The sequence below is a fragment of the Pseudomonas sp. Sample_20 genome, from assembly GCF_004307585.1.
In the GTDB taxonomy this organism is placed as follows: domain Bacteria; phylum Pseudomonadota; class Gammaproteobacteria; order Pseudomonadales; family Pseudomonadaceae; genus Aquipseudomonas; species Aquipseudomonas atacamensis.
In genome coordinates this window covers 16,326-38,576 of record NZ_RCOA01000126.1, presented here as the reverse complement: position 1 = coordinate 38,576, position 22,251 = coordinate 16,326, and the positions used below count along the sequence as shown (strand labels likewise).

At 58.1% G+C, this 22,251-nt stretch carries 20 protein-coding genes; 16 read left to right on the top strand and 4 right to left on the bottom strand.

Annotation, left to right across the window (positions count from 1 at the left end):
- Positions 1-104 precede the first annotated feature (104 nt).
- From rpsP to rplS, 4 genes are read left to right on the top strand one after another with little or no spacing between them, the layout of a single operon-like run.
- On the top strand, positions 105-356 hold the full coding sequence (gene rpsP, locus D8U70_RS25035; protein WP_003185073.1) for a 30S ribosomal protein S16: 252 nt from the start codon (positions 105-107) through the stop codon (positions 354-356).
- A 5-nt stretch (positions 357-361) separates the two neighbouring features.
- On the top strand, positions 362-898 hold the full coding sequence (gene rimM / locus D8U70_RS25030; protein WP_016771538.1) for a ribosome maturation factor RimM: 537 nt from the start codon (positions 362-364) through the stop codon (positions 896-898).
- A 2-nt stretch (positions 899-900) separates the two neighbouring features.
- Entirely contained in the window at positions 901-1,653 is a 753-nt protein-coding gene (trmD, locus tag D8U70_RS25025) for a tRNA (guanosine(37)-N1)-methyltransferase TrmD (protein WP_038860625.1), read from the top strand.
- 45 nt (positions 1,654-1,698) lie between these two features.
- Complete coding sequence (gene rplS / locus D8U70_RS25020) at positions 1,699-2,049, top strand: 50S ribosomal protein L19 (protein WP_003175895.1); 351 nt, start codon at positions 1,699-1,701, stop codon at positions 2,047-2,049.
- Positions 2,050-2,215: 166 nt separating this feature from the next.
- Here the strand turns inward: rplS and D8U70_RS25015 are convergent, their stop codons facing one another.
- On the bottom strand, positions 2,216-4,024 hold the full coding sequence (locus D8U70_RS25015) for a sodium:proton antiporter (protein ID WP_130929999.1): 1,809 nt from the start codon (positions 4,022-4,024) through the stop codon (positions 2,216-2,218).
- A 108-nt stretch (positions 4,025-4,132) separates the two neighbouring features.
- Between D8U70_RS25015 and xerD the strand changes: the two genes are divergently transcribed.
- From xerD to D8U70_RS24980, 7 genes are all read left to right on the top strand, one after another.
- Complete coding sequence (gene xerD / locus D8U70_RS25010) at positions 4,133-5,029, top strand: site-specific tyrosine recombinase XerD (protein ID WP_071174488.1); 897 nt, start codon at positions 4,133-4,135, stop codon at positions 5,027-5,029.
- Positions 5,030-5,395: 366 nt separating this feature from the next.
- Positions 5,396-6,127: a bifunctional protein-disulfide isomerase/oxidoreductase DsbC gene (gene dsbC / locus D8U70_RS25005; protein WP_016771534.1), complete on the top strand. Its 732-nt coding sequence runs from the start codon at positions 5,396-5,398 to the stop codon at positions 6,125-6,127.
- Between the two features lie 131 nt (positions 6,128-6,258).
- The gene (locus tag D8U70_RS25000; RefSeq protein WP_024011722.1) at positions 6,259-7,563 is read left to right on the top strand and encodes a homoserine dehydrogenase; all 1,305 of its coding nucleotides are present in this window, start codon (positions 6,259-6,261) and stop codon (positions 7,561-7,563) included.
- Between the two features lie 104 nt (positions 7,564-7,667).
- Positions 7,668-9,077: a threonine synthase gene (gene thrC / locus D8U70_RS24995; protein ID WP_130929998.1), complete on the top strand. Its 1,410-nt coding sequence runs from the start codon at positions 7,668-7,670 to the stop codon at positions 9,075-9,077.
- Positions 9,078-9,197: 120 nt separating this feature from the next.
- Positions 9,198-10,571 (top strand): transporter substrate-binding domain-containing protein, encoded by a 1,374-nt coding sequence (locus tag D8U70_RS24990; RefSeq protein WP_122706120.1) that lies wholly within the window; start codon positions 9,198-9,200, stop codon positions 10,569-10,571.
- A 117-nt stretch (positions 10,572-10,688) separates the two neighbouring features.
- Complete coding sequence (locus tag D8U70_RS24985) at positions 10,689-11,096, top strand: response regulator (RefSeq protein WP_130929997.1); 408 nt, start codon at positions 10,689-10,691, stop codon at positions 11,094-11,096.
- A 162-nt stretch (positions 11,097-11,258) separates the two neighbouring features.
- Complete coding sequence (locus D8U70_RS24980; RefSeq protein WP_016771530.1) at positions 11,259-11,540, top strand: DUF3509 domain-containing protein; 282 nt, start codon at positions 11,259-11,261, stop codon at positions 11,538-11,540.
- 222 nt (positions 11,541-11,762) lie between these two features.
- On the opposite strand, the gene D8U70_RS24975 is transcribed toward D8U70_RS24980, so the two are convergent.
- Entirely contained in the window at positions 11,763-12,962 is a 1,200-nt protein-coding gene (locus D8U70_RS24975; RefSeq protein WP_130929996.1) for a CaiB/BaiF CoA-transferase family protein, read from the bottom strand.
- Between the two features lie 146 nt (positions 12,963-13,108).
- Between D8U70_RS24975 and D8U70_RS24970 the strand changes: the two genes are divergently transcribed.
- From D8U70_RS24970 to D8U70_RS24960, 3 genes are all read left to right on the top strand, one after another.
- Positions 13,109-13,651: a YaeQ family protein gene (locus D8U70_RS24970; RefSeq protein WP_007908961.1), complete on the top strand. Its 543-nt coding sequence runs from the start codon at positions 13,109-13,111 to the stop codon at positions 13,649-13,651.
- A 54-nt stretch (positions 13,652-13,705) separates the two neighbouring features.
- Positions 13,706-15,415: a single-stranded-DNA-specific exonuclease RecJ gene (gene recJ, locus D8U70_RS24965; RefSeq protein ID WP_130929995.1), complete on the top strand. Its 1,710-nt coding sequence runs from the start codon at positions 13,706-13,708 to the stop codon at positions 15,413-15,415.
- Between the two features lie 265 nt (positions 15,416-15,680).
- Positions 15,681-16,787, top strand: a complete 1,107-nt coding sequence (locus D8U70_RS24960) for an NADH:flavin oxidoreductase/NADH oxidase (protein WP_039759093.1) — start codon at positions 15,681-15,683, stop codon at positions 16,785-16,787.
- Between the two features lie 177 nt (positions 16,788-16,964).
- Here the strand turns inward: D8U70_RS24960 and D8U70_RS24955 are convergent, their stop codons facing one another.
- A complete protein-coding gene (locus tag D8U70_RS24955; RefSeq protein WP_071174494.1) occupies positions 16,965-18,593 on the bottom strand; it encodes a glucan biosynthesis protein D in 1,629 nt (542 codons plus the stop codon).
- A gap of 403 nt (positions 18,594-18,996) precedes the next feature.
- On the opposite strand from D8U70_RS24955, the gene D8U70_RS24950 reads away from it, so the two are divergent.
- Positions 18,997-19,182, top strand: a complete 186-nt coding sequence (locus D8U70_RS24950; RefSeq protein ID WP_016771524.1) for a hypothetical protein — start codon at positions 18,997-18,999, stop codon at positions 19,180-19,182.
- A 177-nt stretch (positions 19,183-19,359) separates the two neighbouring features.
- A complete protein-coding gene (locus D8U70_RS24945) occupies positions 19,360-20,091 on the top strand; it encodes a tellurite resistance TerB family protein (RefSeq protein ID WP_130929994.1) in 732 nt (243 codons plus the stop codon).
- Between the two features lie 1,396 nt (positions 20,092-21,487).
- Here the strand turns inward: D8U70_RS24945 and D8U70_RS24935 are convergent.
- Positions 21,488-22,108 (bottom strand): hypothetical protein, encoded by a 621-nt coding sequence (locus tag D8U70_RS24935; RefSeq protein WP_130929993.1) that lies wholly within the window; start codon positions 22,106-22,108, stop codon positions 21,488-21,490.
- Positions 22,109-22,251: the final 143 nt, after the last annotated feature.

Below are 22,251 nucleotides of genomic sequence, written 5' to 3'. Positions count from 1 at the left end.
TCATTTGCAAAAGTCCGGATATTCCTTAGAATATGCGGCCTTTCGGGCACCCATGCCCGCTGTGCATTTAGATTTGCAGCACCGACTACAGGAACGATGTTCACATGCTAACAATCCGTCTTGCCCTTGGCGGCTCCAAAAAGCGCCCGTTTTACCACCTGACCGTAACCGACTCGCGTAACCCGCGTGACGGCTCCCACAAAGAACAGGTTGGTTTCTTCAACCCTGTTGCCCGTGGTCAGGAAATCCGTCTGTCCGTGAACCAAGAGCGCGTTGCCTACTGGCTGAGCGTTGGTGCACAACCTTCTGAGCGCGTTGCTCAGTTGTTGAAGGAATCTGCCAAGGCTGCGGCCTGAGCAATATGAACGCGACGCCAGCCCCTGCCGATGATTTGATCGTTATTGGCAAAATTTATTCTGTTCATGGCGTTCGCGGCGAAGTGAAGGTTTATTCCTTTACTGATCCGACTGAAAACCTGTTGCAGTACAAAACCTGGACGCTCAAGCGCGAAGGCAATGTCAAACAGGTCGAGCTGGTCAGTGGACGCGGGAGCGACAAGTTCCTGGTCGCCAAGCTCAAGGGTCTCGATGATCGTGAAGAAGCTCGTCTTCTGGCCGGTTATGAGATCTGCGTGCCGCGCAACCTGTTCGCTGAATTGACCGAAGGCGAGTACTACTGGTACCAGCTGGAAGGTCTGAAGGTCATCGACACCCTTGGGCAACTGCTCGGGAAAATCGATCATCTTCTGGAAACCGGCGCCAATGATGTAATGGTCGTCAAGCCTTGCGCTGGCAGCCTGGATGATCGCGAACGCCTGTTGCCCTATACGGAGCAATGCGTGTTGGCCGTCGACCTGGAAGCGGGCGAGATGAAGGTGGATTGGGACGCGGACTTCTGAACGTGGCTAACTTGCGCGTAGAAGTGATCAGTTTGTTTCCCGAGATGTTTTCCGCCATTGGCGATTACGGCATCACCAGTCGTGCGGTCAAACAGGGGCTCTTGCAGCTGACCTGTTGGAATCCGCGAGATTACACGACGGATCGGCATCACACTGTGGACGATCGCCCGTTTGGCGGTGGTCCGGGCATGGTGATGAAGATCAAGCCCCTGGAAGATGCGCTGGCTCAGGCCAAGGCAGCAGCCGGGGAGGCGGCGAAGGTGATTTACCTGTCCCCCCAAGGCCGTCAACTGACTCAGTCGGCGGTACGCGAGCTGGCACAATCGGATGCATTGATCCTGATTGCCGGCCGCTACGAAGGCATTGACGAGCGCTTTATTGAGGCTCATGTCGATGAAGAGTGGTCGATTGGCGACTATGTACTGTCTGGCGGCGAGCTGCCGGCGATGGTCCTGATCGATGCGGTTACACGACTGCTGCCTGGAGCTTTAGGGCATGCGGACTCCGCCGAGGAAGATTCCTTTACGGATGGTTTGCTGGATTGCCCGCACTACACCCGACCGGAGGTGTATGCGGATCAGCGTGTTCCCGACGTGTTGCTGAGTGGCAATCACGCGCATATCCGGCGTTGGCGTTTACAGCAGTCCCTTGGTCGGACCTATGAACGACGCGCCGATCTTCTGGAAAGCCGCTCGCTTTCTGGAGAAGAGAAGAAGCTGCTCGAGGAATACATCCGCGAGCGGGACGATAGTTAACAACGTATCGATGGTAGATCGAACGATTTACCTTAGGAGCACAGCATGACCAACAAAATCATCCTTGCACTCGAAGCAGAGCAGATGACCAAAGAAATCCCTACCTTCGCCCCAGGCGACACTATTGTCGTTCAGGTGAAAGTGAAGGAAGGCGATCGTTCCCGTCTGCAAGCGTTCGAAGGCGTTGTAATCGCCAAGCGTAACCGCGGCGTGAACAGTGCGTTCACCGTTCGTAAAATCTCCAACGGTGTTGGCGTAGAACGTACTTTCCAGACCTACTCCCCGCAGATCGACAGCATGGCTGTTAAACGTCGCGGTGACGTACGTAAAGCCAAGCTGTACTACCTGCGCGACCTGTCGGGTAAAGCAGCACGCATCAAGGAAAAACTGGCTTAAGCCCAGCTTCCGATGCAGAAAAAAGCAGCCTACGGGCTGCTTTTTTGTTGCCCGGGATTTGTGCTGCAAAGATCTTCAGTCTGTCCGTGACCCAGTCGCGGCCTTCGCGAGCAGGCTCGCTCCCACGGGAATACAGTGGGAGCGAGCCTGCTCGCGAATCGATCCGTCAGGCGCTGGAACCTTGCGGTTGAATCAACGCCAGCAACGTCCATCCAGCCCCAGGCTTCAGCGCCGTTTCCGGCGTCACCACATGCACCCAGCCGCTGTCATCACGCATGAACAGCAGCGTCGCGCGATTGCCGTGCAGCGCTTGGTAATCCTCCCAGCCGAAGCCGTCCGTCAATGTCGTGCTGTAAAGCTCCGCTCCCTGGCCCATCTGGCCAGCCAGTTTCGAATAGGTCAGTGCCTCACTGCCCAATTGATTGCCCCGGTGTTCCAGGCTTGCGCGGTGCTTGTCGCTGCGGCGGCTTTCATGGCCGCTGGCCAGACCGAACAGGCGCTGATGACCGAAGTCATGACGAAAGCGCATCGCCGCCAGTGTGTTCAGCTCGCCTGACGGTGACAGCGCCAGCAAATGCCCCAACCCCACCAGATCCAGATGCGCGTCGGCATGCTGCGACGCCGGGTTGCCGAAATAGGTCGGCAAGCCTTCCATACGTGCCGCGCGGATATTCTCCCAGCTCGAATCGGTCAGCAGCACGCGACTGCCCAGTTGCTGCAGCGACTTGCCCAATTCACGGGCCGGGCCATTGGCACCAACGATCAGAAAACCGCTCGGCGCCGGTTCGGCGACCTTTAACAGCCGTGCCAGCGGTCGCGCCGTTGCGCTTTGCAAAACCACGGTGCCGATGATCACCGCAAAGGTCAGCGGCACCAGGAGCAGGGCGCCTTCATGCCCGGATTCATCCAGGCGAATCGCGAAAATCGCCGAGACAGCCGCAGCGACGATCCCGCGCGGCGCGATCCAGCACAGCAACGCCCGTTCACGCCAGCTGAGACTGGAGCCGGCGGTGCTGAGCAAAACATTCAACGGACGGGCGATCAGCTGGATCACCAACAGCAGAATCAACACCAGCGGTCCCAGGCCAAGCAAAGCGTCCAGGTCTAGGCGCGCCGCGAGCAGGATGAACAGTCCGGAAATCAGCAATACGCTGAGGTTTTCCTTGAAGTGCAGGATGTGCCGCACGTCCACGCCTTTCATGTTGGCCAGCCACATGCCCATCAGCGTCACCGCCAGCAGTCCGGACTCATGCATCACTTGGTTGGCACCGATGAAGATCGCCAGCACGGCTGCCAGCGAGGCCAGGTTATGCAAGTATTCCGGCAGCCACTGACGCCGGATCACCGTCCCCAGCAGCCAACCCCCGACGACACCAAACACGGCGCCGCAGAGAATCACCCCGCCGAAGGTGAAGAGGCTTTGCTTGAGGCCATGGCCTTCAGCGCTGGCGATGATGAAGCTGTACACCACGACCGCGAGCAGAGCGCCGATCGGATCGATGACGATGCCTTCCCAGCGCAGGATGTTGGCGATCGAGGCTTTTGGCCGCACCACCCGCAGCATCGGCACGATTACGGTCGGACCGGTAACCAGCGTCAGGCTGCCAAACAGAATCGCCAGCATCCAGTCGAAGCTCAGCAGAAAGTGCGTGGCGACCGCGATGACGATCCAGGTCGAGATCGCACCGAGGGTCACCAGGCGATGGACGACGCTGCCGATCTCTTTCCATTCCGACAGGTGCAGGGTCAGGCTGCCTTCGAACAGGATCAGCGCCACTGCCAGCGACACCAGTGGCATCAGCAGCGGGCCGAACATTTCCTGCGGGTCGAGCCAACCCAGCAGCGGGCCGGCCAGAATGCCGGTCAGCAGCAGAAACAGAATGGCCGGCAGCTTCAGGCGCCATGCCAGCCACTGACAACCCAGCGCCGCCGCGCCGATCCCGCCAAATGCCAAGAGAATTTGCTGCTCGTTCATTGATGCTCCCTGTTCCTTGATCTGGCTGGCTATGAAAGACTAGCGGCCATTCCCGTCGTTCACTGTCTATTTGCGCGCAGTGTGAAAAACTGCCTGCCCCGAGCACCCATGCCTGCCATCGACCATCCGCTGATTGATCAATTCCTCGACGCTTTATGGCTGGAGAAAGGCCTGTCCGACAACACCCGCGACGCCTATCGCAGTGACCTCGCGCTGTTCAACGGCTGGTTGCAGGAGAAAAATCTCGAACTGATCAATGCCGGCCGCGAATTGATCCTCGATCATCTGGCGTGGCGGCTGGAGCAAAACTACAAGCCGCGCTCCACCGCGAGATTTCTCTCCGGGGTGCGTGGCTTTTATCGCTATCTGTTGCGGGAAAAACTGATCAGCGTAGACCCGACGTTGCGCGTCGACATGCCGCAACTGGGTCGGCCGTTGCCCAAGTCGCTGTCGGAAGCCGACGTCGAAGCGCTGCTCAAGGCGCCGGATCTGAGCGAAGCCATCGGCCAGCGCGACCGCGCGATGCTGGAAGTGCTGTACGCCTGTGGCCTACGGGTGACCGAACTGATCAGCCTGACGCTGGAGCAGGTCAACCTGCGCCAGGGCGTATTGCGGGTGATGGGCAAGGGCAGCAAGGAGCGTCTGGTGCCGATGGGCGAGGAGGCGATTGTGTGGGTCGAGCGCTATATGCGTGATGGTCGTGGCGAGTTGCTCGGTGGCCGCCCCAGCGATGTGCTGTTCCCCAGTCAGCGCGGCGAGCAGATGACCCGGCAGACGTTCTGGCATCGGATCAAGCATCAGGCCAAGGTCGCCGGGATCAGCAAGTCGCTGTCGCCGCACACCTTGCGCCACGCGTTCGCCACACACCTGCTCAACCATGGCGCGGACTTGCGCGTGGTGCAGATGCTGCTCGGCCACAGCGACCTGTCTACGACGCAGATCTATACCCACGTCGCCCGCGCCCGATTGCAGGACCTGCACGCCAAACACCACCCACGCGGCTGACACATCCCATAATGTTGAAACACTGACCTGTGCCGAGGGGATTTATCCCCGTTCGGCTGCGCAGCAGTCGCAAACCCGGCTGGCTCGATTTTGACTGGAAGATCGCGGTGGATGGTTTAGGGCTGCTTCGCAACCCAGCGGGGATAAATCCCCTCGCCACAATAATGTGTGTCAGCCACATGTGGTCGTGGTTCAGTTGTACAAGCATGAAGATGTGTCAGTTGCACATGAGTGTGTGGCGACAGGCGCATTCGGCCCTCGTGACCTTATGTGTTAGGCTTTGCCGGTTTGCACGATGGACGGTTATGACCCGGTGTTTCGCACGGGCGTTCTGACCGTTCCATTGGCCCGCCCTCAGGAGTACTCATGCGTCTGACCCAGATTTTCGCCGCCGCCGCCATTGCGTTGGTGAGCACCTTTGCCGTCGCCGACGACGCGGCTGACAAAGCCATTCGTCAAAGCCTGGAAAAACTCGAACTCGAGGTTCCGGTCGAGAGCATCAGTGCCAGCCCGTTGCCTGGCATGTATGAAGTCAAACTCAAAGGCAGCCGCGTGCTGTACGCCAGCGCCGATGGCCAGTACATCGTGCAGGGCAACCTGTATCAGCTGGCGAATGGCAAACCGGTCAACCTGACCGAGAAGACCGAACGCCTGGGCATTTCCAAACTGATCAATGCCATCCCGGTGGCCGAAACCGTGGTGTACCCGGCCGTGGGCGAGACCAAATCGCATATCACCGTGTTCACTGACACCACTTGCCCGTACTGCCACAAACTGCACGCCGAAGTGCCGGAGCTGAACAAGCGCGGCATTGAAGTGCGCTACGTGGCGTTCCCGCGCCAAGGCCTGAATTCGCCGGGTGACGAGCAGCTGCAAGCAGTGTGGTGCTCGAAAGACAAGAAAGCTGCCATGGACAAAATGGTCGATGGCAAGGAAATCAAGGCCGCCAAGTGCGATAACCCGGTTTCCAAGCAATTCGCCCTCGGTCAGTCGATCGGCGTGAACGGTACACCGGCCATCGTTTTGGCCGACGGCCAGGTCATTCCGGGCTACCAGCCGGCGCCACAAGTCGCCAAACTGGCGCTGGGCGCGAAGTAATTCGCATCGTCACGGGCAACCGTTGACGATCGTGGTCCGGCGGCAACAGCGCCGGGCCATCAACAGAGAGCCGCGAGCACGCGGTTGTTTTCCGGCCGACCCTGTGTCGGCCGTTTCATGGGGAGTTCACAGTGAATCCGGTCAAAGTAGGCATCTGTGGGTTAGGGACCGTCGGTGGCGGTACCTTCAACGTACTTCAGCGCAACGCCGAGGAAATTGCTCGTCGTGCCGGGCGTGGAATCGAAGTGGCACAAATTGCCACGCGCACGCCAAAGCCTCAGTTCCAGACGACCGGTATTGCGATTACCAACGATGTCTTCGAAGTGGCCACGAACCCTGAGATCGACATCGTCATAGAGCTGATGGGCGGCTACACCGTTGCCCGCGAGCTGGTACTCAAGGCCATCGAGAATGGCAAGCATGTGGTCACCGCGAACAAGGCGCTGATAGCCGTTCACGGTAATGAGATTTTCGCCAAGGCACGCGAGAAAGGCGTGATCGTGGCATTCGAAGCGGCGGTGGCCGGTGGCATTCCGGTGATCAAGGCGATCCGCGAAGGCCTGTCCGCCAACCGCATCAACTGGGTTGCCGGGATCATCAACGGTACCGGCAACTTCATCCTCACCGAAATGCGCGAGAAGGGCCGTACGTTTGAAGACGTACTCGCCGAAGCGCAAGCGCTGGGTTACGCCGAAGCCGACCCGACCTTCGACGTCGAAGGCATCGATGCCGCGCACAAGCTGACCATTCTGGCGTCGATTGCCTTCGGCATTCCGCTGCAATTCGACAAGGCTTACACCGAAGGCATCACCAAACTGACCACCGCCGACGTCAACTACGCCGAAGCGCTGGGCTATCGCATCAAGCACCTCGGCGTGGCGCGCAGCACTGACGCCGGCATCGAGTTGCGCGTGCACCCGACGCTGATTCCGGCCGATCGCCTGATTGCCAACGTCAACGGCGTGATGAACGCAGTGATGGTCAACGGCGACGCCGCCGGTTCGACGCTGTTCTACGGTGCCGGCGCTGGCATGGAGCCGACCGCTTCGTCGGTGATCGCCGATCTGGTCGACGTGGTTCGCGCGATGACTTCCGACCCGGAAAACCGTGTGCCGCACCTGGCCTTCCAGCCGGACTCGCTATCGGCCCATCCGATCCTGCCGATCGAAGCCTGCGAAAGCGCTTACTACCTGCGCATTCACGCCAAGGATCATCCGGGCGTACTGGCGCAGGTGGCGAGCATCCTGTCGGAGCGCGGCATCAATATCGAATCGATCATGCAGAAGGAAGTCGAAGAGCATGACGGCCTGGTGCCGATGATCCTGCTGACCCACCGCGTGGTCGAGCAACGCATCAACGATGCGATCACCGCGCTGGAAGCACTGGCTGGCGTCGACGGCCCGGTTGTACGGATCCGTGTCGAACATTTGAACTAAAAGCAGCGGCAAGCGGCAAGTTACAAGCGGCAAGACGAAGCGGTTCGGCTTTGACTTGCAGCTTGCAGCTTGAGGCTTGCAGCTCAAACCAAAGGTTTGCCCCTATGCGTTATATCAGTACTCGCGGCCAGGCCCCGGCCCTGAATTTTGAAGAGGTCCTGCTGGCCGGTCTGGCGACCGATGGCGGTCTGTACGTCCCGGAAAACCTGCCACGTTTTACTCAGGAAGAGATCGCTTCCTGGGCTGGCCTGCCGTATCACGAACTGGCCTTCCGGGTGATGCGCCCGTTTGTCACCGGCAGCATTCCGGATGCCGATTTCAAGAAGATTCTCGAAGAAACCTACGGTGTGTTCGCCCACAGCGCCGTGGCGCCACTGCGTCAGTTGAACGGTAATGAATGGGTGCTTGAGCTGTTCCACGGCCCGACCCTGGCGTTCAAGGACTTCGCCCTGCAACTGCTCGGTCGTCTGCTCGATTACGTGCTGGAAAAGCGCGGCGAGCGCGTGGTGATTGTCGGTGCCACCTCTGGTGACACCGGTTCTGCGGCCATCGAAGGCTGCAAGCACTGCGAAAACGTCGACATCTTCATCCTGCACCCGCATCAGCGCGTATCGGAAGTGCAGCGTCGGCAGATGACAACGATCTTCGGCGAGAACATCCACAACATCGCCATCGAAGGCAACTTCGACGACTGCCAGGAAATGGTCAAGAACAGCTTCGCCGACCAGAGCTTCCTCAAAGGCACGCGTCTGGTGGCGGTGAACTCGATCAACTGGGCGCGGATCATGGCCCAGATCGTTTACTACTTCCATGCGTCCCTGCAGTTGGGCGGTCCGGCGCGTTCGGTGTCGTTCTCGGTACCGACCGGTAACTTCGGCGACATCTTCGCCGGTTACCTGGCGCGCAACATGGGCCTGCCGATCAACCAGTTGATCGTCGCGACCAACCGCAACGACATCCTGCACCGCTTCATGAGCGGCAACCAGTACGTCAAGGAAACCCTGCACGCAACGCTGTCGCCGTCGATGGACATCATGGTGTCGTCGAACTTCGAGCGCCTGCTGTTCGACCTGCACGGCCGTAACGGTGCGGCGATTGCCGGCCTGATGGACTCGTTCAAAAAGGACGGCAGTTTCAGCGTCGAGCAAGAGCGCTGGACCGAAGCACGCAAGCTGTTCGATTCGCTGGCGGTGGACGATGCGCAGACCTGCGAAACCATCGCCGACATCTACGAGCAAACCGGTGAGGTGCTCGACCCGCACACTGCCATCGGTGTGAAAGCCGCGCGCGAATGCCGTCGCAGCCTGGATATTCCGATGGTCATTCTGGGTACTGCCCATCCGGTCAAGTTTCCTGAGGCAGTGGAGAAAGCGGGTGTAGGAAAAGCGCTCGAACTACCTGCACATCTTTCTGATTTGTTTGAGCGAAACGAGCGCTGCACGGTTCTGCCAAACGACCTGAAAGCCGTGCAAGCCTTTGTCAGCCTGCATGGCAACCGCGGCAAGCCGCTCTAAGCCAGTAAAAGCTGTCACATTTTGAAGCCCGTCTCCTGACGGGCTTTTTTGTTTCTGCTGCCACACTGCTCGGGTTTTCACCCACGAAGGACGGGTGAGTCGATCACGAAGGAAATGGCAATGCTGTTTTACAGAGGTTTGAAACCGGCACTGGGCTGGTTGTTTTTGTTGGCGGTGCTGGGGTGGACACACAGCGGCATGGCAGCGCAAATGGCACTCGATCAGGCCAATGCGTCAGCCAGTGTCCAGGCTATCGAGCTGGATGCGCACGAGCAGCAATGGATACGTGACAACCCCAGAGTGACGGTGGCATCGGTGCAATATCCGTTGTACCTGTTTCAGGACGAACATGGCCAGTGGAGCGGTCTGAACAACGATGTGCTCAAGCGCGTCAGCGCAATGACCGGCCTGCAATTCGAGCACCAGGAATCGTTCTCTACCGACCATATGCTCGATCGCCTGCAAAGCGGGGTCGCGGACATCAGTACGACCTTGGCCATGAGTGATGATCGCAAGGCGTTTCTCGATTTCAGTCATGCTTTTGGAGGGGCAGGCTGGGTTTTTGTCGGACATGCCAATACCCCGCGGGTGGAGTCTTTCGAGCAACTGGCCAAGCGTGTTCTGGTGCTGCCCGCCCGTCATGCCCTGGAGGATGCGATTCGGCGCGATTATCCGTCGATTGAAATACGCTCGGTGAAAACCTACGCCGAAGCGCGGGCGCTGGTCGAGAGCGGTGAAGCCTACGCAACCATCGAAAACGAAATCGGCGCGCAGCTCTATCCGTTGGGCATGCTCAAGGTCGGTGCCCTGGTAGAGGGCAAGTGGGAAGCCGATCATCTGGCTGTACGAAAAGGCATGCCGCAACTACTGAGTATTCTCAACAAGGCGCTGGAAGCGTTCCCTGCGGCGGAGTTGCGGGCGATGCGTCTCAAGTGGCTGGCAGGCGTTTCGCCGCCGCCCGTGCCCTCCGTCTGGGAACGGCTGGTCGAGTGGGCATGTTGGGCGATGGGGGTAATCGGCGTTTTCGGAATGCTGTCGCTGGTGTGGAACAGGCGTCTGGCAGCCGTAATCAAGCTGCGCTGCGCAGCGGAAAAGGAGCTGGGTGATCAACTGGCCTTTCAGCACGCCCTGATCGATTCGATGCCGGATCCGGTGTTTGTCCGTGATCTGCACGGGCGCTTGATCATCTGCAATCGCAGTTACGAGGAAGCACTGTCGGTGCGCCTGGACCAGATGCAGGGGCGCCTGCTGATCGAAGTCGATGCGTTTCCGGAAACCACTGCGCGGATGCTGCACGATGAATTCATCGCCCAGTTGCAGACCCGCAAGTCGCGCTTCAGCAAACGACAGCTGCTGTTCAAGGGCGGGTCTCGCGAGGTGTATCAGTGGACCGTGCCGTTTTACAGCGGTGACGGTAAATTGCGCGGCCTGTTGGGTGGCTGGACCGATATCACTCAGCGCAGGACCGAGAGCGGGTGTCGCTGTCTGCAGTAAAGAAGGGAAATGTCCTGCAAGACGCGGCTACTTTTCTGATGGGAGGCTTAAGACGCCTGCCCTAGAGTGAACGACAACTGCGGTGAGAGTCCGCGATGATCGCTCCAGAGGTCGCCCATGCGCTCGCTTAAAGTCCTGATTCTTGAACCCAACCCGTTCCAGCTGATGGCATTGCATCAAATGCTCAATGCCATCGGCATCTACGATGTATTGACCGCGCCTTCGCTGGCGTCAGCCTTGAGTTCACTGGGGCATCGCGGCGCGGTCGATATCGCCATTTGCGATCCGCAGCTCAAAGGTGGCGATGGGCTGGCTTTGATTCATCACCTGGCGGCGCACCATGAGGCGCGTGCCCTGATTCTGCTGGGCTCGGTCGCGCAGAGTCTGATGAGTGATCTGGAGCCGCTGCTCCGCCAGCAACGCCTGCGCCTGCTGGGACGGCTGCAAACGCCGGTTTCGGCGGTGTTGATGAGAGGTCTGCTGGACAGTTATCTGATCGCCCCGCACGAGCTCATCGAGGCCTGAAACCGGCGAATATTTTTCTGTCATCTTCGCCGTGCATGCTCTGTCAGACGCGGAGCCGCAAGGTCGGGACGCGACAGGCAGAACTTTCTTCTCGGGCCGGTGGTCATTTAATGTGAACACGCCCCAGGCACTGTGTTTTCGGACTATTGAGTGGAGATCGAGATGGAAAGTATCAGTCTATTGCTCGGTGAGGCTCTGAGCCCGTATCAGGTGACGCTGACCCCTCGCGGCAGCCATGGTGAATGTCTGGTGACGCTGAAGAACAGCAGCGGCGCCATTGTGGTGGAACGCGAATTCAATCAGGCCCAGTTGAGCGACAAGCGCTTGCTGACCGACGTGGTGGACGGCCTGCACCGTGACGTGATGATCGCCGAAGGGCGGCTGGAACCCTGCGTCATTGCGGCGTTGCGCAATGCAGCTCTGGACAAGCGTCCGGCCCTGTAAAGATGAAATATTTTTTGTGGGAACCTTCCTGCATCCCTGTCAGTCAGAGCCCATAACAGCAGGATCAAGCATTGTGCTCCGGTGCTTGTCGCTTGCTGCTACGGGTCTCGAAGCAGACCCCGTTTAACCCCGAGTCGTCTCCCCACTTCTCGGGGTTTCTTTTGCCCGGCGTTTGCGCGGTGCGCGGCTTGTTGCTTGAAAAACCGAAGCACCCGGCGCTGCTCAGATGGCCCCGTCTTCACGCAGCCGAGCGATTTGCGCCGCGTCGTAGCCCAGATCGCCAAGCACCTGCGCATTGTGTTCGCCAAGCTGCGGTCCGACCCACTCGGAGGACCCCGGCGTTTCCGACAGCTTCGGCACGATGCCGGGCATCTTGAAGTCCTTGCCGTCCGGCAGCTTGGCATGCAGGAACATCTCCCGCGCCAGGTATTGCGGATCGTTGAACATGTCCTCGGCGCTGAAGATCCGGCTGACCGGTACGTCGGCCTGATTGAGCAAGTCGAGAACGGTCTGCAGCGGTAAGGAATTGACCCAGCGATCAATCACGCCATACAACTCGTCCCGGCGACTGTCACGCCCGTCGTTACTGGCCAGCAGTGGGTCGTTGGCAAGATCTTCGCGGCCAATCACGAGCATGAAGCGTTTGAAGATTGCATCACCATTGGCGCCGATCTGTACATGCTTGCCGTCGGCGCTGGTGTGGATCGAAGAGGGCGTGATGCCCGGCATGATGTTGCCGCTGCGCTCGCGGATGAAACCGAACACGTCGAACTCCGGCACCATGCTTTCCATCATCGCGAAGATAGCTTCATACAGCGCAACGTCGACCACTTGGCCCAGCCCGCCGTTGACCTCGCGATGACGCAGCGCCATCAGCGCACCGATCACGCCCCACAGCGCGGCAATCGAATCACCGATGGAAATCCCGGTACGCACCGGTGGCCGATCTTCGAAACCGGTGATGTACCGCAGGCCGCCCATGGATTCGCCGACCGCGCCGAAACCTGGCTGGTCCTTCATCGGCCCGGTCTGACCAAAACCGGAGAGGCGCACCATCACCAGTTTCGGGTTCAGCGCGTGCAGGGTTTCCCATCTCAGACCGAGTTTTTCCAAGACGCCGGGGCGGAAATTCTCGATGAGGATGTCGGCTTCGCCCAGCAGTTGTTTCAGGATCGCCAAACCGTCGGGGTGTTTCAGATTGAGGGTCAGCGACTTCTTGTTGCGCGCCTGGACGAACCACCACAACGAGGTGCCTTCGTACAACTTGCGCCACTTGCGCAGGGGATCGCCGCCGTCCGGCGACTCGATCTTGATCACCTCGGCGCCGAATTCGCCGCAAATGCGCGAGGCAAACGGCCCGGCGATCAGCGTACCCAATTCAATGACTTTCAGACCCGAGAGCGGTTTGCTGGTGAACGGCATGCGAAATCCTGTAGGACAAGGCTGAACGGATACAGGGTTTTAACATAGCCGGCTGTCAGACGCCGCAGATGGATTGCCATCAATTCGATGATTGCCTGCGGCATCGGTTAGACTTGCCGACTTTCCTCGTATCAAGAAGCCCGTTCATGGCACAGCCGTCCACTACCTACAAATTCGAACTGAACCTCACCGACCTCGACCGCAGCGTCTACGAAAGCGTCAAGCAGACCATCGCCCGGCATCCTTCGGAGACCGAAGAGCGCATGACCGTGCGGCTGCTGGCCTACGCGCTCTGGTACAACGAGCAGCTGTCGTTCGGCCGTGGTCTGTCAGACGTGGATGAACCGGCCTTGTGGGAAAAGAGCCTGGACGACCGTGTCCTGCACTGGATCGAAGTTGGCCAGCCGGATGCCGATCGCCTGACCTGGTGCTCGCGCCGCACTGAACGCACCAGCCTGCTGGCCTACGGCAGCCTGCGTGTCTGGGAAACCAAGGTGATCCCGGCGATCAAGAACCTGAAAAACGTCAACATCGCAGCTGTTCCGCAGGAAGTGCTGGAGACCCTCGCCAAGGACATGCCGCGCGTTATCAAATGGGACGTGATGATCAGCGAAGGCACAATCTTCGTCACCGACGACCGCGGTCAGCACGAAGTCCAGTTGCAGTGGCTGCAAGGTGAGCGCGGCTGAGGTCGTGACACCGCTGATATTTCCCACGAATCAAAGAGAAGCCTCCGTCGCCCCATGCGTATCGAACCTCGTCAACTGCCTGCCACGCTGCCTTTCCTTGGTAATCTGCCGCCACTGCTGACCCGCCTGTACGCGGCGCGGGGCGTGCAATCGGAAGCGGAGCTGGACAAAAGTCTGGCGCGCTTGATCCCGTTCCAGCAGCTCAAAGGCATTGATGCGGCGGTCGACCTGCTAGTGACGGCTCTGGAGCAGCGTCAGCGCATTCTCATTGTTGGCGACTTCGACGCGGACGGCGCCACCGCCAGCACCGTCGGGGTCCTCGGCCTGCGCCTGCTGGGCGCGGCGCATGTCGATTACCTGGTGCCCAACCGTTTCGAATACGGCTATGGCCTGACGCCGGAAATCGTCGAAGTCGCGCTGACCCGTGAACCGCAATTATTGATCACCGTCGACAATGGTATTTCCAGTGTCGAAGGCGTCGCGGCGGCCAAGCGCGCCGGACTGAAGGTGTTGATCACCGACCACCACTTGCCCGGCGATGAACTGCCGCAGGCTGATGCGCTGGTCAATCCGAATCAGCCAGGCTGCGAGTTTCCGAGCAAAGCGCTGGCTGGCGTCGGGGTGATTTTTTATGTGTTGATGGCCTTGCGCGCACGCCTGCGCAGCCTTGGCTGGTACGAGAGCAAACCGCAACCGAACATCGGCGAACTGCTCGATCTGGTGGCGCTGGGCAGCGTCGCTGACGTTGTACCGCTGGATGCCAACAACCGCATTCTTGTGCATCAAGGGCTGGAGCGGATTCGCGCCGGCCGGGCGCGGCCAGGGATCAAGGCGATTCTCGAAGTCGCCAAGCGAGAGGCTGCGCGGATCACTTCCACCGACTTGGGTTTTATCGTCGGCCCGCGCCTGAACGCCGCCGGACGTCTGGACGACATGAGCCTGGGCATCGAATGCCTGCTCACCGCCGACGCCAATCTGGCGCGGGAAATGGCTGCGCAACTGGACGGCATGAACCAGGATCGCAAATCCATCGAGCAGGGCATGCAGCGTGAAGCGCTGGCGCAGCTCAAGGATCTGCCGGTCGAGTCGATGCCGTTCGGTCTGTGCCTGTTCGACCCGGAGTGGCACCAGGGTGTGATCGGCATTCTCGCTTCGCGCATGAAAGAGCGCTATTTCCGCCCGACCATTGCTTTTGCCGATGCCGGTGATGGTCTGCTCAAGGGCTCCGGTCGCTCGGTGCAGGGCTTCCATATTCGCGATGCGCTGAGCGTGGTCGCGGCGCAGCATCCGAACCTGATCGCCAAGTACGGTGGCCACGCGATGGCCGCTGGTCTGACCTTGCCGCAGGAGAATTTTCCGCTGTTCGCCGAGGCATTCGACGCTGAAGTACGTAGGCAACTTCGCGAAGAAGACCTCACCGGGCGCATGTTGTCGGACGGCACGCTGGCCGTTGAAGAGTTTCATCTCGAACTGGCTCGCGCCTTGCGCCACGCCGGGCCATGGGGTCAGCACTTTCCGGAGCCGCTGTTTCACGGTGTGTTTCAACTGGTCGAGCAGCGTGTGGTCGGCGAACGGCATTTGAAAGTGGTGCTGAAAAGCGAATGCGGTTCGGTGAAGCTCGATGGCATCGCGTTTGGCATTGATCGCGATGTGTGGCCGAACCCGACGATTCAATGGGTTGAACTGGCTTACAAGCTCGACGTTAACGAGTTTCGTGGCAACGAGACTGTGCAGTTGATGATCGCCCACATCGAACCGCGTTAAGCCATTCGCGAGCAGGTTCGCTCCCACAGGTACGGTGCAGTCTTGTGGGAGCGAGCCTGCTCGCGAAAGTGTCCTTTCACACACTGAATTACTCTGAACCCTCCGTCATTCCCGGTTGTCGACTAGGCTCTAAGCACTGCTTGATTGGCCTTGTGACGTTTTGTCGTTTTTTGCCCGCGGGGGCGGGTGCTGCACCCTTTTTCTGTCACTCGTCGACTTTTCAAACAGAACCCTGGAGCCTGCCCACTGATTCGAGAGGTGCCCCATGAGTCTGCTGCTTGAACCCTTTACCCTGCGCCAACTGACCCTGCCCAACCGCATCGCCGTGTCGCCGATGTGCCAGTACTCCAGCGTCGACGGCTTGGCCAACGACTGGCACCTGGTGCACCTGGGCAGCCGCGCGGTGGGCGGTGCCGGTCTGGTTTTCACCGAAGCCACGGCGGTTACCGCCGACGGGCGCATCACCGCCGAAGACCTTGGCCTCTGGAACGACGAACAGATCGAACCGCTGCAACGCATCACTCGCTTCATCACCGCCCAGGGCGCGGTCGCTGGCATTCAGCTGGCCCACGCCGGGCGCAAGGCCAGCACCCACCGGCCGTGGATCGGCAAGCATGGCAGTGTCAAACCCGAGGATGGCGGCTGGACCCCGGTCGGGCCATCGCCGATTGCTTTCGATCCGCAGCACACCCAGCCGAAACAGCTCGATGAAGGGCAGATCGCCGAAGTGATCCAGGCCTTTGTCGACGCGGCCAAGCGCGCGCTGACGGCGGGGTTCAGCGTGGTCGAGGTGCATGCCGCGCACGGCTATCTGCTGCATCAGTTTCTTTCGCCGCTGAGCAACCAACGTCGCGATCAGTACGGTGGTTCGTTCGAGAATCGCATCCGTCTGGTGCTGCAAGTCACTGAAGCGGTGAGGGCGGTATGGCCGGAGGAATTGCCAGTGTTTGTCCGCGTCTCGGCGACCGACTGGGTCGAAGACGGCTGGAATCCGGACGAAACCGTGGAGCTGGCGCGTCGCCTTCACACGCTGGGCGCCGATCTCATCGACGTGTCTTCAGGAGGGACAGCTGCAAACGCGGAAATTCCGGTCGGACCCGGTTATCAGACGCGCTTTGCCGAGCGGGTACGCAAAGAGTCAGGCATTGCCACCGGTACTGTCGGAATGATTACCGAGCCGGCCCAGGCCGAGCACATTCTGCGCACCTGTCAGGCCGATATCATTTTCCTCGCCCGAGAGCTGCTGCGCGATCCGTACTGGCCGCTGCATGCCGACGATGATCTGGGTGGGCGCAAAGCAGTGTGGCCTGCACAGTATCAGCGCGCGACCCATCGGGATCAGCCGATTCATGAATCGGATTTGCGCGATTGATTGAAGGCTGGAAAGCAAAAGCCCCGAGCCGGTGAGGGTCGGGGCTTTTCTATTCGGCACAATTTTGCGTTGTCAGGCGGGCCTCTTCGCGAGCAGGCTCGCTCCCACAATAGGAATGCGGACCCCTGTGGGAGCGAGCCTGCTCGCGAATGACGCCAGAACAGCCGCCTTAGAACCTCAAGGGTATTTACGCTTGTCCGGCGCCGGCGGGAAATACTGGTACAGCCAGGTCTCGCTCAACGTGCGGTCATTGGTGCGAATGAACAGGCGCAGTTCCACTGGCTCGACACTGTCATTGGTCGGATACCAATCGAACAGAATCCGGTAACCCTTGATGTCATCCAGCACCAGCACGCTGAAGTCCTGCACCTTGCCGTTGGAACAGGTAATCACCGGCTCGATCCCGGTGCCCTGTGGCAGGCGCTCAAGGCCGCCACCGGTGAAGTCCACGGCAAAGCGCCGCGCCCAGACTGGCGGGTAATGCTCACCCGGCGCCCAACCCTCGGTGAAGCCGCCCATGCCCGAACGCGTCGCGTGCACCCGCGCCAGTGGCGTGCCGACCGGTGGCAGCGCGCTCCAGTACAGCTTGTACCCGTAGTTCAGCGAATCACCGGCAGCCACGGGTTTCTTCGGCGTCCAGAACGCGACGATGTTATCCAGCGTCTCGCCGGTCGTGGGAATTTCCAGCAGATCGATCGAGCCTTCGCCCCAAGCGGTTGTCGGTTCTACCCACAGGCTCGGGCGCTTGCTGTACCAGTCGACAGTGTCCTGATAGTTGGCGAATTCGTGGTCGGTCTGCACCAGGCCGAAACCCTTCGGGTCCTTGTCGGCAAATGCGTTGAATTGCAGCGTCGCCGGGTTGTTCAACGGACGGCAGATCCACTCGCCATTGCCACGCCACATTGCCAGGCGATCGGAGTCGTGGATCTGCGGGTGGATGGTGTCGCACATGCGCCGTTCGTGGGTGCCGCAACTGAACATGCTGGTCATCGGCGCCACGCCGAGTTGTTCGATAGTGGTGCGTGCGTTGATGTGCGCGTCGATTTCCATGACCACGCGCTCGGCTTGGCAATCGATGTCGAAGCGATAGGCGCCGGTCGCGCTCGGCGAGTCGAGCAGGGCGTAGACCACAAAACGCGTGGCGTTCTTGTCCGGCGTCTCGAACCAGAACTTGGTGAAGTCGGGAAATTCTTCGCGCTTCTTCGCGTACGTGTCGATGGCCAGGCCGCGTGCGGAGAGGCCATATTGGCCAGTAGCATCGACCGCACGGAAATAGCTGGCGCCGAGAAACGACACCACGTCATGCCGATCCAGCTCCGGCGCCTTGAACAGCTTGAAGCCGGCAAAACCCAGATCGCCCTTGAGCTGCTGGGTGTCGACCGAAGTGTTCTCGTAATTGAACAGCGCCGGGCGGAAATGCACCTCGCGCGCCATGCGCGTCTTCGGATCAACGCTGTACATGCGCACCGGCTGACGGAAACCCATGCCGACGTGGAAAAACTGCACGTCCAGCTGACCTTTGTTTTCCTTCCACAAGGAATGCTCGCCGTCGTAGCGGATCGCGTTGAAATTTTGCGGAGTCATGGTCGCCAGGGTTGGCGGCAACACCTGTTTCGTATCCTGATAGGCATTGCCGGCGAGCTGCTTGGCCTGACGCTTCAACGCCTCGAAATCGAAGGCCTGAGCCTCGCCATCGGCGGCGCCGCCATTGGCTGCCCAAGCGCGAGCGGCCAACAGGCCCGACGCGGAAAGACCGGTATAGGCCGCAATGGCCATGGACGCTTTGAGCAAATTCCTGCGGTGCATAAATACAACCTGTCGTGTGCAATCCAGCGCCGTTCCTGGCACCTGTCGGATCGGAAATTACGGTTCGGTCATGCCTTCGGCCAAACGCAACGGACTATAAACAGATGCCCGCTAGCTTAATCGGTTCGATTGTCGGGCAAAAAGACTTGTTTGCGTTGCGCCATCTGGCAATGAAACAAGACATGTCTGTAATTTTTCTGACAGGGCCCTCTGATTTAGAGGGCATATCTGCTTTTTTCGATTAATTACTCTAAAAACCACTTTTCAACGCCGATTTAATTCCTATTCTATGGACAAGACCGGATACAAGCCTTCGTGCCGGCGGGGCACACGACGCTGCTCGAAGAGGCAGGGCGATGTGAGGTTCAGCAGTTTCTTGACTCAATAGAGAAGGACATCGTCCATGGCAAAAATACAGGGCATCACCGAAATGTTGGGCATCTTTCCTTGCTTGGGCGGCGGGCGCAGAAGACGCCGTCTCAATTCCGAGGAATTGAAGCTGGTGGAACGTTATCGAGAGCTATCGGAAAGCGACCGGATCGCCATGCGCTATCTGGTGGATGCGATGCGGAGTGTTTCGCGGTTTTAAGGAGGAGGGGATAAGGGGGCAGGTCGAAAGGCCCGCCCCTTTTCATTGGGTAACGCTCGGAACGGGCCCTTCTGAGTGGCGAGCAACATCTCGAAGCACACTCACGGGGCGGATTGGGGCACTTTCGAACTAGGCTGAGGGCCTTAGATCCGGATAACCCTTGTTTGGAGACGGAACATGAACACCCGTGGATTGCTCGATCAACTGCTCAAGTCCGGGCAGGAAATGCTGCAGAACAAGGCCGGCGGCGCTTCCAGCAAATCGGCTGCCAGCGGGCTTGGCGGCTTGCTCGGTGGCTCGTCTGGCTCCAGCGGCCTCGGCGGCCTGCTTTCAGGCGCGGGTGGCGGCGCATTGGCCGCAGGCGCGATGGGCCTGCTGCTCGGCAATAAAAAGGTCCGCAAGGTCGGCGGCAAAGTCGCGATCTACGGCGGCCTCGCTGCGCTGGGCGTACTGGCCTACAAGGCCTACGGCAACTACAACGCCCAAAAAGGCAGCGCACCACAACGCGAACCACAAACCCTCGACCGCCTGCCACCCGCGCAAGTCGAGGAGCACAGCCAGGCAATCCTCAAAGCCCTGGTCGCCGCCGCCAAAGCCGACGGCCACATCGACGAGCGCGAGCGCGAACTGATCGAAGGCGAATTCACCAAACTCGACAACGACCAGGAGCTGCAACACTGGCTCCACGCCGAACTCAACAAACCCCTCGACCCCACCGACGTCGCCCGCGCGGCCAGCACGCCGGAAATGGCGGCGGAGATGTACATCGCCAGTGTGATGCTGGTGGATGAGGAGAATTTTATGGAGAAGAGCTATCTGGATGAACTGGCACGGCAGTTGAAATTGGAGCCGGGGTTGAAGGTGGAGTTGGAGAGGCAGGTGCGGTTGGCGGGGGCGGATAGCGTGTAATCGTAGTGGCGATCGCCCGGCATCAGCGGGCGGTTACCCTTTTACATTAGCTAGACTTCATGCGTTTCAGTCGCTCTCGTAACGGCGTTGTTTCAATCTTTGTCCCGATGGTGGACATTGCGCATGCCGCTGGCTCTGTACATACTTTTAGGCTGACCGCGTAATAGAGCTGGCAAATAGATCACTAGCAATCGGTGATTAGCGCACTGACGTCGTCGCCAGATCGGTTTTATTCAACAGTCGACCGTTGAGGTCTGAGTCGGCGGGCCTGCCGTCGAGCAAGTTTCCTTCTGCTAGAAGTATCTGAATGGGTATGTGTCTCCCGTAATTATTATTGAATCTTTCTCTGTATATACGCTGTTGATATTGTTGATAACCAGCTGTAGGTTGGTTGGGTTTTGAAAAAGATGATAGAAGAGTTCGAAATATAGATAATCTTCGATCAAACTTGCTGCTAGATTTGGATGGTTGTTCAGAAGTTCGTTAAAAGTCGGGTAATCAACTGTCGCAAGCTCTGGGATGTCCACATAGCCTTGCTCGGTATCATCAATCCTGCATTCCGAAATAAACGTGTCTGCAATGATTTTAAACTCTCTTGGAAAGTCGCCGGGTTTGATTTGCAGTATGTAGGGCTGAGTCTTGATCGTAACCGCCTCTCCGAATCCCAAGCTTCTATAAGATACGGTACTTGGATTGACTGCGTTGCCCGAGCACTTAAATATCATGGTTTTGCTTTCGCTGTTATAGGTTTGGTTGTCGAGATTTTTTAACCGAAAGAAAACTCCCTTGTACTACAGGTCTGAGGCTTTTCCCAAATTAATTGCATCGGCATCGGCATCGGCATCGAACGCGGACTGCTTTAGCTTAGGGTGTTGCTTAAACAATTTTTTTGCTGAGAGAGTAGCGCCGCCACACCCTATGTATTAGCCAATGTCAGGTCCACTGCTTTCCCCGTATACTCCAGATTTGTAAAGGCTGCATCAGATTTGTTTAACTTTATGTAGTGTGTGATCTAAAATTTTTTCTAGGTCGCTCCAGGTTTTGGCGGTGTCGGTGAATATTGGAAATTCTCCAAGCTTGATTTGCAATTAATGAAGTTCTAAAAGTGCCTTTTTTGCTAAATAATTGATGCCGTCCGATGTCTATTATTTATTCGAGGCCAGTATTTGTGCTCGTCGTGATTTTTGCTGTTCACGTCCAGGTTGTCGGTGTATTCGTAGCGGGTAGTACTGCCGAGTTCGTTCTATTCGGCAGTGACGCGATCGTCAGTATTGTTGGTATACGCGCGCGTGGTACGCTGAGCAGGTTAGATGTGCCATGTGACTCGCGGCGTTCCATTTGTAAAAAAGCCGCATTGAGAAGGGGCAAGCATCGTAGATCTTGTGTCGACACTTTCCTATGTTTTGAAAACTCGATAGCCGGCATCAAAGTCGCTTATGGTATGCATGTTGCTGTAATTTACTTCGAATATTCCTTCAATTGGCGGTTGCGTGCGTTTCGCCTGTAAATTTAGAGTTTCTGCTACGTTTCGAAGTTCATGGTATGTTGCTATGTAGGCATGATCGGAAGCGGAGAAGTCAAGAGTCACCTTTTGAGGTGAGATAATCGCAAGATTGATTAGTAGCTGAGGTGATGTGAATGATCTACCGCCAATGTCATAGATCTTGTCTTTATTTTCCAGTTTGGGTCTGTAAATTTCATTTAATAAGTAGTCTTCATCTTGATCTAAGAATCGTACCAGTGTTTCGTGGCCTTTTATTTTTTCAAATGTAACGGTTGCTTTTTTGATTATTAGGAAGCCATCCTCGTCCATGTTTTTGAGAAAGTTTAAGTCTTGGCTTTCTATTGAAGGCGTTATTGGCTCATCTAATAGGTTGAGAACAAAATTGAAAATTTCTACTTGGAGTTTATCCTGTGTGTTTTCAGTAGGAGGAATATTTATGTAGGATATAATTCCGCCTGCATTGTCGTAATCGATTGCGCCAAAAGATTCTGTAATGTCAATGTAGATATTCATTTTGCTCTTTTGATTGCCGATTGATTAGAGGCTGTCTTAATTGATTGTTGGTTCTTTATTGGCGCCTTTTTGGTAAGTGGCGTTGGGCGTTTGTCGGCAATATTGTAAAAGTTCGCTTGTACAAGATTTGGTGGGCTTTGCTA

Excerpts from the sequence above, each read along its gene's own strand:
- recJ (WP_130929995.1), top strand. The coding sequence starts at position 13,706 with ATGCGTATCGAACCTCGTCAACTGCCTGCCACGCTGCCTTTCCTTGGT.
- D8U70_RS25015 (WP_130929999.1), bottom strand. The coding sequence starts at position 4,024 with ATGAACGAGCAGCAAATTCTCTTGGCATTTGGCGGGATCGGCGCGGCG.
- D8U70_RS24990 (WP_122706120.1), top strand. The coding sequence starts at position 9,198 with ATGCTGTTTTACAGAGGTTTGAAACCGGCACTGGGCTGGTTGTTTTTG.
- D8U70_RS24970 (WP_007908961.1), top strand. The coding sequence starts at position 13,109 with ATGGCACAGCCGTCCACTACCTACAAATTCGAACTGAACCTCACCGAC.
- D8U70_RS24935 (WP_130929993.1), bottom strand. The coding sequence starts at position 22,108 with ATGAATATCTACATTGACATTACAGAATCTTTTGGCGCAATCGATTAC.
- xerD (WP_071174488.1), top strand. The coding sequence starts at position 4,133 with ATGCCTGCCATCGACCATCCGCTGATTGATCAATTCCTCGACGCTTTA.
- D8U70_RS24960 (WP_039759093.1), top strand. The coding sequence starts at position 15,681 with ATGAGTCTGCTGCTTGAACCCTTTACCCTGCGCCAACTGACCCTGCCC.
- rplS (WP_003175895.1), top strand. The coding sequence starts at position 1,699 with ATGACCAACAAAATCATCCTTGCACTCGAAGCAGAGCAGATGACCAAA.
- D8U70_RS24945 (WP_130929994.1), top strand. The coding sequence starts at position 19,360 with ATGAACACCCGTGGATTGCTCGATCAACTGCTCAAGTCCGGGCAGGAA.
- rpsP (WP_003185073.1), top strand. The coding sequence starts at position 105 with ATGCTAACAATCCGTCTTGCCCTTGGCGGCTCCAAAAAGCGCCCGTTT.
- D8U70_RS24980 (WP_016771530.1), top strand. The coding sequence starts at position 11,259 with ATGGAAAGTATCAGTCTATTGCTCGGTGAGGCTCTGAGCCCGTATCAG.
- thrC (WP_130929998.1), top strand. The coding sequence starts at position 7,668 with ATGCGTTATATCAGTACTCGCGGCCAGGCCCCGGCCCTGAATTTTGAA.
- D8U70_RS24985 (WP_130929997.1), top strand. The coding sequence starts at position 10,689 with ATGCGCTCGCTTAAAGTCCTGATTCTTGAACCCAACCCGTTCCAGCTG.
- dsbC (WP_016771534.1), top strand. The coding sequence starts at position 5,396 with ATGCGTCTGACCCAGATTTTCGCCGCCGCCGCCATTGCGTTGGTGAGC.
- D8U70_RS24955 (WP_071174494.1), bottom strand. The coding sequence starts at position 18,593 with ATGCACCGCAGGAATTTGCTCAAAGCGTCCATGGCCATTGCGGCCTAT.
- rimM (WP_016771538.1), top strand. The coding sequence starts at position 362 with ATGAACGCGACGCCAGCCCCTGCCGATGATTTGATCGTTATTGGCAAA.
- D8U70_RS24975 (WP_130929996.1), bottom strand. The coding sequence starts at position 12,962 with ATGCCGTTCACCAGCAAACCGCTCTCGGGTCTGAAAGTCATTGAATTG.
- D8U70_RS24950 (WP_016771524.1), top strand. The coding sequence starts at position 18,997 with ATGGCAAAAATACAGGGCATCACCGAAATGTTGGGCATCTTTCCTTGC.